9 protein-coding genes and 1 pseudogene are annotated in these 15,224 nt (G+C 63.8%); 2 read left to right on the top strand and 8 right to left on the bottom strand.

Annotation, left to right across the window (positions count from 1 at the left end):
- Positions 1–84 precede the first annotated feature (84 nt).
- From ACK4FH_RS14120 to ACK4FH_RS14100, 5 genes are all read right to left on the bottom strand, one after another.
- Positions 85–2,229, bottom strand: a complete 2,145-nt coding sequence (locus ACK4FH_RS14120; RefSeq protein ID WP_409814864.1) for a ParB/RepB/Spo0J family partition protein — start codon at positions 2,227–2,229, stop codon at positions 85–87.
- Positions 2,230–2,389: 160 nt separating this feature from the next.
- Complete coding sequence (locus ACK4FH_RS14115) at positions 2,390–3,358, bottom strand: ArdC family protein (RefSeq protein ID WP_409814861.1); 969 nt, start codon at positions 3,356–3,358, stop codon at positions 2,390–2,392.
- A gap of 448 nt (positions 3,359–3,806) precedes the next feature.
- Positions 3,807–4,019 (bottom strand): KTSC domain-containing protein, encoded by a 213-nt coding sequence (locus tag ACK4FH_RS14110; protein WP_409814858.1) that lies wholly within the window; start codon positions 4,017–4,019, stop codon positions 3,807–3,809.
- An 8-nt stretch (positions 4,020–4,027) separates the two neighbouring features.
- Entirely contained in the window at positions 4,028–5,764 is a 1,737-nt protein-coding gene (locus ACK4FH_RS14105; protein WP_409814857.1) for an ATP-binding protein, read from the bottom strand.
- A 95-nt stretch (positions 5,765–5,859) separates the two neighbouring features.
- Positions 5,860–7,074, bottom strand: a complete 1,215-nt coding sequence (locus ACK4FH_RS14100) for an SIR2 family NAD-dependent protein deacylase (protein WP_409814854.1) — start codon at positions 7,072–7,074, stop codon at positions 5,860–5,862.
- Between the two features lie 164 nt (positions 7,075–7,238).
- Between ACK4FH_RS14100 and ACK4FH_RS14095 the strand changes: the two genes are divergently transcribed.
- A protein-coding gene (locus ACK4FH_RS14095; protein ID WP_409814851.1) for an IS5 family transposase occupies positions 7,239–7,993 on the top strand; the annotation gives its coding sequence in 2 pieces (ribosomal slippage) (positions 7,239–7,563 and positions 7,563–7,993; 756 coding nt in all).
- A 25-nt stretch (positions 7,994–8,018) separates the two neighbouring features.
- Here the strand turns inward: ACK4FH_RS14095 and ACK4FH_RS14090 are convergent.
- From ACK4FH_RS14090 to ACK4FH_RS14080, 3 genes and pseudogenes are all read right to left on the bottom strand, one after another.
- Positions 8,019–11,386, bottom strand: a pseudogene (locus tag ACK4FH_RS14090) (UvrD-helicase domain-containing protein).
- Positions 11,386–14,040 carry a PD-(D/E)XK nuclease family protein gene (locus ACK4FH_RS14085; protein WP_409814848.1) on the bottom strand — a complete coding sequence of 885 codons (2,655 nt, stop codon included), beginning with the start codon at positions 14,038–14,040 and terminating at the stop codon, positions 11,386–11,388. The pseudogene ACK4FH_RS14090 and the gene ACK4FH_RS14085 overlap by 1 nt, the downstream one beginning before the upstream one ends.
- 20 nt (positions 14,041–14,060) lie before the next feature.
- Entirely contained in the window at positions 14,061–14,204 is a 144-nt protein-coding gene (locus ACK4FH_RS14080) for a hypothetical protein (protein WP_282888610.1), read from the bottom strand.
- Positions 14,205–14,332: 128 nt separating this feature from the next.
- Here ACK4FH_RS14080 and ACK4FH_RS14075 point away from each other — a divergent pair, with 128 nt between their 5' ends.
- Positions 14,333–15,217, top strand: a complete 885-nt coding sequence (locus ACK4FH_RS14075; protein ID WP_409814845.1) for a WYL domain-containing protein — start codon at positions 14,333–14,335, stop codon at positions 15,215–15,217.
- Positions 15,218–15,224 lie beyond the last annotated feature (7 nt).

Raw genomic sequence — 15,224 nt, 5'->3', positions numbered from 1 at the left:
AAAAGCCCGGAGTGGCGACCGGGCTTATGGAAGGGGCGTGTGCGGAAAGATGCGGGACCGCCGGAGCGGTCCCGCCTGGATCGGCTACTCGGCTGCGATCGCCGGGAGCGGCTCGGTATCTTCGTCCGAAGCTTCCTCGTCGCCTGAGAGGAACGCCGGCAGATCCAGGGAGCTTGCCTCAGCTTCGGGTTCGCCCGGCTCGGACAATGTGTCCGTATCAGGGAGTCGCAGCGGCTCGGGCAGCCACCGGGCGTCGGCGAGAAGGCGTTCGGCTTCCTTGGCCATTTCAGCTTTCTTCAGATGCTCGATGAGCTGCGCCGCCCGGTCTCCCGCGCCCTCACGCACGGCCTCGACGATGCGTCGCTTCGGCACCCGGCCGAGATAATTGTCGACCGAAGGACGCCATCCGGCCTCCACCATGTCGAGACCAGTCGCCCGCGCGAGCCGGTCGGCCTGGATGAGACGGCGTTCGAGCCCGTGCTGGGACACGCCGTTCCCGCCGTAGGGGTTCGGCTTCTCGTAAAGCGCGTTGACGCCGAAGCTCACGCAATGAGCGAGCAGCGCGAGTCGGCTCGCATCGTCGAGTGCCGACAGCCAGTCCCAGAGCGCCTGATCGTCCTGCGGAAGATCGGCCTTCCAGGCGTCGTGACGCTCCGCGATCGCGCATGCGGAGGGGCTGTCCTTGAGGTCGGCGGCCTGCGCGGGGAAGAAGACGTGTCGCACGGACGCTTCGAGGCACCCGCCGCCGGTGCTGGTGCGCTGGAATGTGTCGATGACGAGCTTGTGCAGCAGCGCCGTCAACGCGATCTGCGGGTTGCTCGCCACGGCGTCGCGCAGCGCAAGCGTGCGATGGGCGGTCAATTCGATCACCAGGCGCTCGGGCAACGGCTTGATCACGTCGTCCTCGTCGTCCTCGCTTTCGATCGGCTGCCCGCCGACCGTGATGACGGTGCGGGATGTGCCACTCGGTCCGGGTTCGCCGGCTTGGCCGCTGGTCGCCGCCGTAGCGCCATCGGTCTCGGCATCGGGCAGGACGAGGGGCGCCTCGTCGTCCGGGCGAACATAGCCGCGGTCGGCCACGGGCCTGCCGTCCGCGCCGATGCTGACGAAGACGCCTGCACGGGTGATGTCGCTCGGATCAAAGATCACCTGCCGGTTGCCGAGCTCGCCAAGTAGGGCCTCGATCTCGCCGAGCCGCGCATCGACCTCGTCGGGCAGTTCGTCCGCATCTTCATACTCGGCTTCGAGCCGCTGATACTCAGCGTTGAGCGCGTCGATCGTCGCCTGCTCGTCAGCCGATCGTTCGGCGGCGACACCGTCGATCTGGCGCAGACCGTGGGTGTGACCGTAGGGGAAGTCGGCAGCGACCTCGATCCACTTCCAACCTTCGGCCGCGATGGCCTCAGCCTCTGTCTTCAGCTTGGCGGCAACCAGGGTATCGAGCAGGGCGACATCGGCGAGCCAGCCGCCATCGTCCTGTTGGAAGAGATCGCGCAGGACCGTGCCGCCAGCGGCTTCATAAGCATCGAGCCCGACGAACATGGCGCGGCGGTCCGACGCGCGCACCGTCTTCTCGGTCAGCATGCGGCGGATCTGATAGGGCTCCTTGGACCAGGAGCCTGCGATCGTCTCCCAGACCTGTTCCTGCCTTGCATGGTCTGCGCTGACCGTGAAGGCCATCAGCTGATCCAGCGTCATGCCGTCCTCGGCATAGATGTCGAGAAGCTTCGGCGAGACACCCGCAAGGCGCAGACGTTGCTTCACCACATGGGCGGAGGTGAAGAAGGCCGCGGCGATGTCTTCCTCGGACTGGCCCTTGTAGAGCAGCTTCTGGAACGCCCGGAACTGATCGAGCGGGTGGAGCGGCGCGCGCTGGATGTTCTCCGCGAGGGAGTCATCTTCGGCCAGGATCGATGTCGCGGGATCGCGCACGACGCACGGCACGGGGGCAGTTTTGGCGAGGCGCTTCTGCTTCACCAGACGCTCGAGCGCCCGGTAGCGACGGCCGCCGGCCGGGATCTCGTACAGGCCGGTCTCGGCGCCATCGGCATCGATGATAGGACGGACGTTGAGGCTCTGCAGGAGACCGCGGCGCGCGATGTCCTCGGCGAGTTCCTCGATAGACACACCGGCTTTGATGCGCCTGACGTTCGCCTGCGAGAGCGTGAGCTTGTTGAAGGGGATGTCGCGAGACGGCGACAGGGTGATCTTCTGAATGGCAGTGGCCATGACAGGTCTCCGCGACGGGCGGCCGGAGCCTCTCTCCCGACCTCCAAACCCGTCACGAAAATCGGCGCAGCCCTCTTCCTCTCATTGCTTCCGGAATGCCGGAACGCCGTAGAGTCGGAAAGACGGGACTGCGCCGATGCTTGGAGCGTATGCGAGTGGGTCAGGCCGCCTGGCGTGCGGCCTCGGGGGTAGTGGCAATTGCCTGACCCGGTTCGCCCGCTTGTGGGGCGAAGGCCAGCAACCAGTCCGCTGCCTTGCTTGCCTGACTGGCTGCACGGACGATGGCGCGATTGTCCTCGCGCAGGACCTCGGCCCATGATCCGATGTAGTCGGCGTGGCGGACGGTCGGGGCGATGCCGAGGGCGGCGCAGCAGAAGGCCGAGGCGATCTCGGCCACCAGTTCCTCGAACGCGTATTTCTTGGAGCCGAACGATCCTGTGAGATCGCGTCCCAGCCGATGGGCCGCGCCGCTGGCATGGGCGCATTCATGCAGCGCCGTGCGATGCCAGTTGATGGGCTCGAAGAAGGCCTGAGGCGGCGGCACCATCACATAGTCAGGTGCCGGCGCGTAGTAAGCCCGGTCGCCGCCGATGCGAAAGTCGATCCCGCTCGCCCGGATCAGCGCGTCGACCGTGGGCTCGATCAGCCCGGGTTCGGGCGCCGGCACGGCGGCCACAAGGTCCTCAGGCAGGCCGTCACACTGAGCGACGTTGAAGACCGTGAAGCGCTTCAGGAACGGGATCGCCTGTGCCTCTTCGCCGGCCTCTCGCGCACGACGGCGTTCATCGTCCGGCACGAAGCGGTCGGCATAGACGACGGTGGTGCCGCGCTCGCCCTTTCGGACATTGCCGCCGAGCGACAGGGCCTGGCGGAAGGTCAGCCAGCCTTGGCTCGGGAAGCCAAGCGAGATCACTGCGCCCCAGAGGATCAGCACATTGACCCCCGAGTAGCCGCGCCCGGTTGTGGCGTTGGTCGGCATGGCCAGCGGCGCCTTGGCCGCGGCCGTCCCCCAGGGCTGGACCCAGGGCAACCGTCCGGCCTCCAGTTCGGCCAGGATCTTGCCGGTGATTTCGTCATACAGGCTCGTCCGGTCGGCGCTCGGCCGGCCGCGTGGATCACGTTTCGACATCGCGGGTCTCCGCGACGGGCGCCGGAAGCCTCTCTCCCAGCATTCAACCCGTCACGGCACATCCGGCCTGCACTCTCACTCTTGTGGGCGGTGCGGGGGGCTCCCCGCAGAAGGGGTCGGCAGAGACAAGGCTGGGCCGCAGGGGAAGGCTTTCCCCTCAGCTACTGGAAAGCAGTGTCAACAATACCAATCAGCGGGCCACCGGCTACAGATCTGCCGAGGCCGTGGTGACCATGGGTGAAGCCGCTCAATGGGGCGGATCAAGCATAGTGGTGATGATGACGGCGAACCTGCAAGAAGCTCATAATCTTAGCCGTGATATCGTCCAGCCGCATGGGTGGCGGCCTGCTTTACGACTGCAAATGGTAGGCGGGCTGCCCCATGCTCGGACCAATTTTTTCATGAAGTTAAATGATCTTGAAGGTAGATCGGAGACTACTCAGGGTTCCTATCCGATCCGGGAGTACGGATAAGCATTCCGAATGTAGATGTTGAGAAATTGCCCTTTGGACGGAGCGGCCATGAGTTGTTCGTACAATCCAGACGGCACATTGAAATATTGGTAGATCGAGCCGTTAGTGAACTCGATCTCAAGCGTTTCACTGCCCGGATCGTAGCCGATCGAAGCAATGTTGCTAGAGGCGACATGGTTTCGAATCATGGGATTTCCTACTGTTCATCTTCGTTGATGGGGGTCCGTTGAATAGTAATATCTCGCACGACCGCAGTGGTTCGTTGCGCTCGCCATGACGCGACCATGCGGTCATAGCCTTCTGCTACGCGGCGGGTCCTCCAGGCTCTGCTGACTTCGGGGTCTGAACTGCGGGGCAAGCGATCCGCGGGCGGTAGCGACACACGGCAGCGCACGGGTAATCTCGCGGCCTCACCGGAAATGATGGTCTCGCCAGTCCGTAGTACCGGCAGAAGATCCATTAGGCCTGATAGATTATCAGGAAGCGCGCCCTTCACCCGTCCGCGGTCGGCTGGATTGGATAGCCGCAATGCTATGAGGGTTCCGCACTGGGAGAGTATAGTTTCATCGATCTCCGACGGACGTTGAGAGACCAGCATGGCACCAACCCCGTATTTGCGACCTTCCTTTGCTATGCGTTTTACAACATCGGAAGCGACATTTCCGCTATCGGGACTGACATAACGGTGCGCTTCTTCCATCACCACCAGTAGTGGGCGCAGGATGCCACCCTCTGTCTTTTCCCTACTCCAGTAGAGGGCTTCGTAAACAATACGCAGTATGGAGCCAATGAGCCGGACCAAGACACTGCTAGGCACGCCTGAGAGGTCGAGGATAGTGATTGGACGGTCATGGCCGAGCCAGCCAGCCAACAGCGTATCAAGGTCCTGTGCCGTCTGTCCGGTCAGGTCCGGCTCCCAAGGGCCAGGGTGCAGGATGAAATCGTAGCGCCGATCGAGAAGACGAGAGCGCACCAGATTAAGTTGCCGGCGGATACCCTTCGCGGCCTGATTAAGGAACGGACCCGCGGCTCCCATTGCGTGCGGCGTATAGCGGGGAGGGGTCAGGGTCGCGGGGTCACCAGCAGCCTCAATCGCAGGTTGGTCACGTTGCGGCCCAGTAAATGTAGCTGTCTCGAATTCAATCAGGTCATACCAAAGCTTTTTCAGCGAAAAAGGCACGGGACTGTCAACAGTGAGTGACTGCAGGTCGAGCCCCGGAAGCGGGCCAGCGCTCAGTCGGCTTTCTTTCAACTCCTGTATCTTGTCGGTAAACGCGATCAAATGATTATCGCTTAGCCCACCAGCGACGAAGTCAAGTAACTCACCGGCTTCCAACGCCCAGTAAGGAACGAATAGAGGCTCTTCGCCGGGCATGGGCGAAGCGCTGAATGTTTTGGCGAGATCTCCGAGTGCGGCGGAATATTCCCCATGCACATCCAAGAGAAGGACGCGTGCGCCGCTGGCGCTTACGTTTTCGGCGGTACGCACTACGGAACGAAGCAAGCTCGCAACCGTAGTTGACTTACCTGAGCCCGTGGAACCGACGATGGCGCTGTGTCGCGTGACTAAGGCGTCGAGTGACAAGCGCACGACGATATTCTCGGCGCTCGAAAGCGTGCCGATTTCGATTTGATCTTCCTCTGCGCCACCGTAGATGCGCCGAAGATCCTTCTGGGTGACCAAGTGCACCGCGTCATCGACGTTGGGGTGCTGACTGAGACCGCGCTCAAAGTGATCGCCGGTTGCTTCGCCTGCTAACTCGACGCGCATCCAGCGGCCGGTGTCCTGGCCTCCTACATCTGCAACAACGACATGCTGAGGTGCGGCCGCAGCACCGATCTCTGCGACAACACCATATAGATCTTGATAGCCCAGAGGGATGCGGACGAAGCTGCCTACCTGACCGACGCGATAGGTATGACCGTCGATCATAGCTAGACCAGAGGAGAGGGACTCGGCCAGCCTTACCGTTATTGTTGAGCCAGAAACGGCGCTTACGTGGCCAAGATAGGTTGGGTCTGTCGCAGTCATGCCGACACCGTAGCGGGGTCGGGTCCATCGACCGGAATAGCCGCCTCGGTCGGGCGAGCAAGGTCGGGCGAGTAGGAAAGCGCACAAAACTGGCAAAACTTCGCAAAGTCGCCTAAAAGGAATGCGTCGTTGCTACCGCGTTTACCCCAAAAGCTCGAACGAATTTCGCCCCAATTTTTGGGCAAGTCGCCCAAACGCCACGGACCTGAAATGCCACCGATCACAGCTGCGTCGCTGGCGTAGACTGAGAGGTTTGGGTGTTCGAATGCAAGCTTACGTGCCGGATCCTCTTCGGCGAGCGTCTGAAATTGCAAAGCGATCACCGCAGCATTGGCATTCATCGCGAGTGCCTCGCCCAGAACTGCGCAGATGTGTGCGTCGCGGAATGAAAAGCCTGTCGTTAGAAGGACTGTGTCGGGCGTAAGCAAAAACCGTTTCAATCGCTCGAACAGCGCGGCATAGGGTTGCTTCTGTGTCAGATCGTATTTGAGATGGTCAGGGTAGACGAGTTCGGTGGAGTCCGCACCGCCGCAGCGGACGACCGTACCGTTTTCGCTTTTCCAACCAAGCGATCCGTGAAGCTTCCAAACGCGGGACCAGCGCGGTGGCAAGTCATTGCCCGCCACCGTAACCGGGTCAAAAAACGGTGCATGCCCGCCGGTGAAACCATCAAAATACGGTGCTTTTGCTTGCTCGAAGGCGGTTTCAATCAACAGGTCATAGTTGGTGGTGAATATCTCGACCGAGTGTGCTCGCTGCGTTCCGCTTACCCAGGAGACAAGTTCGTGGTATGGAGTTCTTCCTTCCGGTAGCTTTGCGCCGACGATCCCGCCGATCGCTTCACAGATCGCCCTTCCCAATGTAGCATAGCCTGCGCCGTCAAGACCGTGCACAGTCGTGTTCCCAAGCGCAGTTTGGAGCAAGCGAACCTTGGATAATATAGTTTCAATATTGCCGCCGTCCGGTAGAGACTTTCGGATTTCCGCCGCTGCCGCCGCTTCATTACCACTTAATTTTTGCAATGCTTGGTTAGTCAAATCGTTTACGCCCGGGATCAGCGCCTGACCCGTCGGGTCAAGCTTGCCACTTGTGTCGACGCGCACCGATAGGGGGCCGCCGGCACCAATTAGAATACCAATGCGCTTGCGCCCTTGTGACAGGATTTGGCGGAGATCGGCCATAAAACGATCGGGATTATGTACTGTATCCAACTCGCCTATCCTTCTGTTCACTTTATGAATTACAAGATTTGCTGCCCGTGGTAATTATCTGCAGTATCAGCCCAGCCGAGGCTAGGGCGAAAACCCATAAACGGGCTGGTGGGATTCCCATCTGCCTCCCGGCATGATTCAAGCTCCCGAACGGGAGCGCTGCGATGGGCCGATATGACCTGACGGAGAAGGAATGGCAGGCGATCAAGCCGCACCTGCCGAACAAGTCGCGGGGTGTGCCCCGGGTTGACGATCGCCGGGTCCTGAACGGGATTTTCTGGGTGCTGCGCTCAGGCGCCTTCTGGTCGGATCTTCCGGAGCGCTATGGGCCTCCGACGACGATCTACAACCGGTTCAACCGGTGGCGGAAAGCCGGCATCTGGGACAGGTTGATGGATGCCATCACCGCGGCTCACGATGGCAAGGTGCAGATGATCGATACGTCCATTGTCCGGGTCCACCAGCACGGGGCCACGGCAAAAAGGGGGGTCGAGATCGATGTGTGGGTCGTTCCCGAGGCGGCCTCACCACCAAGATCCACGCGCTTGTCGATGCCAGGGGGCGCCCGATCAGGCTCCATCTCACGGCCGGCCAGAAAAGCGACATCGAAGCGGCCCCCGGTCTGATCGCGGACATCCCGGCCGGGGCCATGCTCCTTGCCGACAAGGGCTATGATGCGAACAGCCTGCGCGAGGCTGTCATGGCCCGGGGCGCCTGGGCGAACATCCCGCCCAAAGCCAATCGGCGGGACCCGATCTGCTTCTCGAAACACCTGTACCGTGCGCGCAACCTCGTCGAGCGCTTCTTCAACAAGGTCAAACACTTCCGGCGCATCGCGACCCGCTACGACAAGCTCGCCGAAAACTATGCCGCAGCCCTCAAGCTCGTCGCCGTCCGTATCTGGATCAGGGATTTATGAGTCGTCGCCCTAGGATTCGCTGCCATCACAGGACGGGAATTACGGCACCGGAGGTCATCAGCACGATCAGACCACGCTCTGCGCCGGTGATGTCGAGATAGGCCCGCACCTGCGCCCGATAGTGATCGAGCGTTCCCGGCGTCGGCGTCACATCGCTTTTCCAGTCCACGACAACCTCCGGGTGACCCTCGGCCGTAAGGGTCAGGGCATCGGCGATCCCGGCCGTTGCGGTCTCCACGCCGTCGGCCGCTTGCGCAGAATAAACGGGAAATTCGGCCAGCAGACCCGGTCGCAGGGCCGCGATGTCGGGCAGGGCCAGCGTCCGGACAACGCAGTCAGTCAGTTCCTTTGCCGAAAGCCCCGTTGCCGGGTCTGCGACCGGGGTCTGGCCAAGCGAGCGGATGAGGTGTGCTGCCCGGTCGGTCAGGGCAGCCTCCGTCTCGGGGGTTTCGCCGGTCAGGACCTCTTCCATGAGCTTGTGGAGGATCAGCCCCCGTTCGCGGCCACCCTGCACGAGGTCTGCGGCTTCCAGTTCAGGAGGCTGTTCGTCGGCGTCCCCGTCCAAAGCGCGGCTTCTTCTTCGCGCAGGACGGTTCCGACGCCGCTTTCGTCACGGCTGGGCGCAAGCCAGGTCAACCGCATCTGCGCGGCCCCGATGGCTTCGGCTTCGGCGGCGAAGCTCGCGCGCGTCTGCATGTTGCCCGCGCCTGCACCTCCGGCCGTGAGGCCGACAGGCAGGTGAGTGACATCCAGGCCTGGCAGGCCGGCGAGCGACAGATCGACGAGACCGATCCAGGCCGATTTCGACGGCGTGACGTCGAGCCGGGGAAGGACGAGGAGTTCCCGAGCACGGGTGGCCGCGACATACCAGAGCCGGATGCGTTCGCGGTCCAGCTCCTCCCTTTCCGCCTGACGCGCGGTTTCGTAGCCTTCGGGCGCGACGCGTAGGACCGGGCAATAGAAGGTCTCGCGCTGGCGGTCGATGACTGCGCTGTCGGGTGCCATGACGCCGGTCATGGTGTTGACCGGAATGACGATCGGCCATTCCAGCCCCTTGGCTGCGTGCATGGTGAAGAGCGCCACCGCTTCTTCCTGCGCGTCGGGCCGTCCCTCGACAGCGCGGGCCTCGTCGGACCACGCTGCTGCCATCGCCTCGGCAAAGGCGCGCAGGCCGCGCACGGCGTAGCCCGTCGATAGGCTGAGATAGAGATCGACATTGGCGAGTGCGCGCTCGGCCTGGCCGCGATGACGTTCAAGGAGGAGCGGACGGACGCGCATCACGTCCACGGCCTGCGAGAGCAGTGCGTGCGGCGTCGTGCTATTGCCGCGCCGGGAGAGCGATTGCAGCCGCTCGATGATCTCGCGCGCGAGCGGGTGGGCGATGACGGCCGGGTCGATGCTGAGATCCAGGCGCGGAATCCGATCCGGCTCGTCCTCCGAACGCGGAAGCGCCCAGATGATATCCAGCAATTCTTCTTCAGTAAGGCCGACCAGAGGTCCGCGCAGCAGCGCGCCGAGCGCCAGCGTGTCACGGCGATCAGCCAGAACACGGGTCAACGCGATCAGATCCTGAACCTCCTGGCGGCGGAACAGCCCCTTGCCGGCCTGCGTTGCCACGGGGATGCCGCGGCGCTCCAAGGCTTCCTCATAGCGCCAAAGCTCCGCGCCGGTCGGCGCCAGCAAGGCGATGTCGCCAGGCTGGCAGGGGCGCTCTGCGCCGCTGCGACGGTCGATGATGGGGTGGCTGTCGATCAGTCGGGCGCACAGCTCGGCGATGGCATCGGCCTCGGCATCGCGCTGCTGTTCGGCGCTGGCCTTGCCGTTTTCGTCAGCCACGGCGATGTCGAGGGCCGCCACGCACAGGCCGCCGCGATCGTCATGGAACGGGTTGAGAGCGGTGAAACCGGGCTGGCCATTGGCGGAGAGAACGGCTTCGAAGCGCTCGTTGACGAAGGTAAGGATAGAGGCGCAGGAACGGAAGTTGGTAGAGATCGACAGGAGGCTGCCGGGGTCCTGGGCGCGGAATGCGTCGCGCGCCTGCACATAGGCGCCGACATCGGCGCCCCGGAAGCGATAGATCGCCTGCTTGGGGTCGCCCACCAGGAAGAGCGCGCCCGGCCGGATGCTGAAGCGGGTCCAGTCGTCATCGCCATCTGCCGGTTCGCCGCACAGCCGCCAGAAGATTTCGGTTTGCAGGGGATCGGTGTCCTGGAATTCGTCGACGAGGACATGGGCAAAACGCTGCCCCAGTGCCCGGCGCACGGCATCATGGTCGCGCAGCAAGTCGCGCGCGGCAAAAATCAGGTCGTCAAAATCAAGCTGGGCGCTGGCGCGCTTGTGGTCGCGATAGCGTTGCAGGATCGGGCGCGCTTCATCGATCAGCGCCGCCAGAGCGTGGCCGGCGGCGGAATGCACCAACGCGACCCAAGCATCGCAGCAGGCGGTGTAGTGGGTCTCGGCACCGTCGTTCAGCCGGTCGCCATCGGCCTTGGAGAGACCGGCCTGCTTGGCGGCAGCGGCCCATTTGCCCTTCTTGCGATAGGAGGCAAAGGCCCCGGCCTTGGTGCAAAGGTCCGGATGTGGCCGCAAGGTCAGGAGGTGGACGAGGCGCGCAGGCGTTGCGGGATCGGGACCGTTGGCCAAGGCGGTCGCCATCTCGGCCAGCCGCTCGACGATCGTCACCGTTTCCGGCTCGGCCGTCGCCAAACCATCCATGAAGCCTTCGAAATCCGCAGCGGCCTGCCGGAACGCCGTCAGGTGGCCCTCAATCGGGGAAACAGTCGGAGCCGAGAGCGTTGGGCGGCGGCGCAGATTTTCGGCGATCTTATGGATGAGCGCCACGGTTTCGCCGGGGCTGTGCAGCACCATCTCGGCCAGGATGCCTTCCTGGCCGCCGGACAGGCGTTCGCGCAGCCAGCCATCGACAATCTCTAGGAAGGTAAGATCGGCCTGGTTGCGATCCATGACCCCTGCGCCGGGATCAATGTTGGCCTCCGCCGGATAGGGCTTGATGAGGCGCTGGCAGAAGCCGTGGATTGTCGAGCAGGTGATTTCGTCGATCGCCGCGCTGGCGGCGGCTAGATTGCTTCGATGGGCCTGGGTCAGCCCATTGGGGAACGCCACGCGCAGATCGGTCGCGATCGCGCCGGCCGAGAGGTCGGCGACGAACTCGCGGACGCGCGACAGCAGCTCGCTCGCAGCGAGTTCGGTGAAGGTGACGGCGGCGACGGAACGCGGCGCGACGCCTTCGGCCAGCATCGCGGCGATGCGGCCGGCCATGACGGCGGTCTTGCCCGAACCCGCGCCGGCCTCGACCAGTATCGAGCGATCATGCAGGCTGATCGCATCGCGGCGCGCGCCGTCGTCCTTCAGCACTTTGGACACGCTGCTCATCATTCCGCCTCCCAGACCCGAGCGACTTCGCCAAGCAGCTCCGTGGCTGCCGGCATTTTGCGTTTGCAATAGGTGGCGCTGGCGTTGGCCGGCAGGGCGAAGGCGAGGTCGTCATAGTCGCCGCCGGTGTCCGGGCCAGGCAGGGCCGCGCCTCTGGCGAGACTCGACCGTGCCGCGCGCAGATAGCCTTTGATCTCCGCCAGAACGGCTTCGGGATCGTCGAGCTGAAGATCCACCGGCTCGCGGGGGTAGAGCAGCGAGGCGCTGATGGCGACATCCTCGCCGAGCAGCGCCTTTACCGCGAAGGCATACAGACAGCGCTGAAGCTCGCGTCCGCCATTGATGCGGATATCGCCGCGTGGCGGCCGCCCGGTCTTGTAGTCCCGCACAAGCGCGCGCTTGCCGTCGCCTGAGATGTCGAGCCGGTCGATGTAGCCAGCGATCTTGAAGCCCGTGTCCGGGATCGTGACCGGCGCGCTTGTATCCCAAGGCGTTTTTGCGTCGGATTTTGGCTCCGAGCCGCCGAAGGGAACCTCTCCGTAGGAGCGTGCGCCCGGCAGGACTTCATCACCATATGACAAGGCGCGGCCCGCCATAACGCGGGCGTCGTCGAGCGTGCGGCTCCAGATGACGGCCGGCGGAACCGGTCGCTCGCTTTCCCAATCGGCGGCGACGGCTTGCGCGGCCCGCGCCACCGCGGCCTCGATGGTCTCGGCGTCGGCGGAGGCGAGACCGTCTCCGGTTTCGAGGTCGCGCAAGGCGCGGTCGAGAACCAAATGAACGAGATCGCCGATCCCGAGCGCGTCGAGCACGAGCGGTTCGGCGCTGCTCTGCGGTTCGCGCCATCCGAATGCATAGACCCACACGAAACTCAGCGGATTGCGCAGCAGGCGGCGCAGCGAGCTGGCCGACTGGGTGCGGCCGAGGATGGCGAGAACGAGCGGATGATCTGCCCGCACGAGCCCGTCATGGCGAGTAATCTCGGCTCGCAGCCAGTCGCGCCAGCAGCCCTGCGCACCGACCGCTTGCGGATCGGCTGCGAACTCCTGGGGCCGGGCCATGAGGCGGTCTGTTTCGCTAAAGGCGTGCGCCGGCGTCGCGTTGCGGCGCAGATAGGTTTCGTCGCCACGCCCGGCGAGCAGAGGGCTGCGACCCAGGAGACGCCCGTCGCTGTCGCGCCGGGCGCGCGACAGAACGACGGTGTCGGCCGTTGTGGCGAGGATCGTCTCGAAGTCGCGGCGGTCGGCGAGGTTGACCGGCAGCGGGTCGAGCACCGGAGTCGGGATGATGTGGTCCGGGATCAGCCGGTCTTCGGCGATCCCCCGCGGCCAGCGCGAGGAATTAAGCCCGAGGAGCCGCACGAAGCGGCGGGGCGACGCCGCGAGCGCGCTGGCGGGCATCCAGGCAACGCAGAAACATGCTTCCAGTCCGTCGTCCTGCTTCAGGGTTTCCAGCGTGGCGTCGATCGAAGCGGCGGGGCCAGCGAGCAGAGCCTTGCGCCAGATCGCGAGCGCGCGGCCCTTAAGGAAGGCTCCTCCGATCTCGCTGGCGGCCTCCGATCCTTTCACAAGGGTCTCGACCGCCGTGCGCAGCGCCGGAACATGGTCGGCGCCGTCGGGCCAGTCTTCCGGCGTCAGCCGGGCCAGCAGCCGGTTCCAGGCGCTCGGCGTCGAGAGCGGCGCATCTGTCGGCAGCACCCGCAGCCAGCCTTCGGGCAGGGTCTCGAATGGCCCGCTGTCCCGGCAGAGCGCCGCGAGGCGGCGCAGCCGCGACTGCGACAGGCCGCGAACCACGATGTCAGCCAACGCCGCAGCCGCCTGGCCCTCGCGGGTGGCGACGGTGCGGATGCCATGGACGAAGTGAAAGTCGATGTTGGCGTCGGCGCGCAGGGCCAGGAAATAATCATCATAGTCGGCGGGCGAGGCGGTTGCGATGGCGATCTCCGAAGCCGGGACGCCCGAGGCGAGCAGGCTGCGCGCCCAGCGCATCGCCTCAACGGCCTCGTGATAGGCCGTCGCCGCGCTGGCGGCACTGATTCCCGGCGCATGTGCCGGTGCGCGCGCGACTGTGACGCCGGTGCCCTCCAGCCATGCGGGAACGCTCCTCGGGCCGGCCGTCCACCGCACGGGGATATGGGCGGTGAGCGCCTGGAGCAGCGGCCGCCAACAGGGCGAGAGTTCGGTAAGGCCGACGATCTCCAACTGGCCTAGGACTGCCGGGGCATGACCGATACGGGCGGTTGCGGCGGTAACGATGTCGAGAGGCCGCATCATGCCGGGCGGAAGCTGGTCGAGGACGGCCGCTTCCAGGCGCGCGATGGCGGCGAGACGCGGATGATCGGCCGCGCATGCGGCAAGATCGATGCCCGCGCGCCAGGCTTTGTGGAGCGTGTCGGCCGCCGCGTCGATCATGCCGGGAAGAGCCTTGATGCTCTCCAGCTCACCCATCGGCGTGGCAGGCAAGGCCGCCTGGATGGCCGCACGCAGGCTCTCGTCGTCGATAGGACGAGCGAAGCCTCCAGCTAGCCGGACAGCGGCCTGTTCAAACGACATGATCTGGAGGCCGTGACGACGATCCCGGCCAGCCGCCAGCCGGCGCTCCCGCATGGCGAGACGGCCGTGAACGACCAGGGTAGAACGATTTACGACTGCCATGACCGCTCTCCTCCCAGAGATCACTTACGGTTCGAGCGCTGCGTCAGCGCCGAGGCTGCGGCAGTCTTTGCGGCCTTGCTGCTCTTCGGGTCGCGCAGAACTTTCGCTGCTGCGCTTGCCGCCCGCTTGCCGGTGACCTCGCCATTGGATCTGCGTTTTGGCATCGCTTGCTCCCGAAATTTGGGCCTCATTGACCATTGACCAGCTGGTCTGATGGGACTAATAATTACACGCATCATGTACCAGTGTCCATATAGTTTTGATGCCCATGTTCGGGCGGAGATGGAATGCGATGAAAGTGACCGCAGCGGCGTTGAAGTGGGGGGTGGAGCGCCGTCTCGAGTTCGTCGAGTTCCGGTTGTTCTGGGAAGGGTCGATCAATCGTGCCGACCTCGTGGAATTTTTTGGCGTGTCAGTGCCCCAGGCGTCGAAGGACCTGGCCCTCTATCAAGAGCGCGCGCCGGGAAACATGGACTACGATACGCGGGAGAAGCGTTATGTAGCGGCCGACAAGTTCGTCCTGCGTTTTCTTGAGCCCGATCCGTATGTCTATCTTGCGCAGCTTCGGTCAGTCGCCGAAGGCGCGGTGCCGACTCACGATTCTTGGATCTCCACGCTGCCGAATGCGGATGTGGCGCTGACCCCAAAACGGGACATCGACATCCAGGTCTTGCGCCTTGTGCTCGACGCAGTGCGCGAGAGCGAATCGGTGGAAATCTTCTATCAGTCGATGAACAAGGTTCGGCCAGATCCCATCTGGCGTCGAATTACACCGCATGCCTTCGGTTTTGACGGCTTCCGATGGCACGTGCGCGCCTATTGCCACCTCGAGAACAGGTTCAAGGACTTCCTGCTCCCACGGATCCTCGAGGTGCGGGGTAAGGGCAAGCCCGGGGCGACCGGCGAGCAAGATTGGCTCTGGAACAACTTCTTCGATGTAGTCATCGGACCCCATCCGGATTTAACGGAAAGTCAGAAGAAGGTGGTCGCCAAAGATTATGGGCTGGACCAAGGCAATGGTGTGCTGTCCGTTCGGTATGCGATGCTTTTCTATGTTCTGAAGCGACTTGGCCTGCTCGGCGATGCGGCCAAGCAGAGTGCTCGCACACAGCATATTGTTGCGCTAAACCGCAAGGAAACCGAGGCTGCGCTGAACAAGGCGGAGCTTCTGATATGACGATATT

The organism is Parvibaculum sp. (assembly GCF_046297875.1).
Lineage (GTDB): Bacteria > Pseudomonadota > Alphaproteobacteria > Parvibaculales > Parvibaculaceae > Parvibaculum.
The sequence above is the reverse complement of the archived record's forward strand: the minus strand, read 5'-3'. Positions and strand labels throughout refer to the sequence as shown.

What these genes read in the sequence shown, in the direction of transcription:
- ACK4FH_RS14120 (WP_409814864.1), bottom strand. Translation starts at nt 2,229, where the DNA reads ATGGCCACTGCCATTCAGAAGATCACCCTGTCGCCGTCTCGCGACATC.
- ACK4FH_RS14115 (WP_409814861.1), bottom strand. Translation starts at nt 3,358, where the DNA reads ATGTCGAAACGTGATCCACGCGGCCGGCCGAGCGCCGACCGGACGAGC.
- ACK4FH_RS14110 (WP_409814858.1), bottom strand. Translation starts at nt 4,019, where the DNA reads ATGATTCGAAACCATGTCGCCTCTAGCAACATTGCTTCGATCGGCTAC.
- ACK4FH_RS14105 (WP_409814857.1), bottom strand. Translation starts at nt 5,764, where the DNA reads ATGATCGACGGTCATACCTATCGCGTCGGTCAGGTAGGCAGCTTCGTC.
- ACK4FH_RS14085 (WP_409814848.1), bottom strand. Translation starts at nt 14,040, where the DNA reads ATGGCAGTCGTAAATCGTTCTACCCTGGTCGTTCACGGCCGTCTCGCC.
- ACK4FH_RS14080 (WP_282888610.1), bottom strand. Translation starts at nt 14,204, where the DNA reads ATGCCAAAACGCAGATCCAATGGCGAGGTCACCGGCAAGCGGGCGGCA.
- ACK4FH_RS14075 (WP_409814845.1), top strand. Translation starts at nt 14,333, where the DNA reads ATGAAAGTGACCGCAGCGGCGTTGAAGTGGGGGGTGGAGCGCCGTCTC.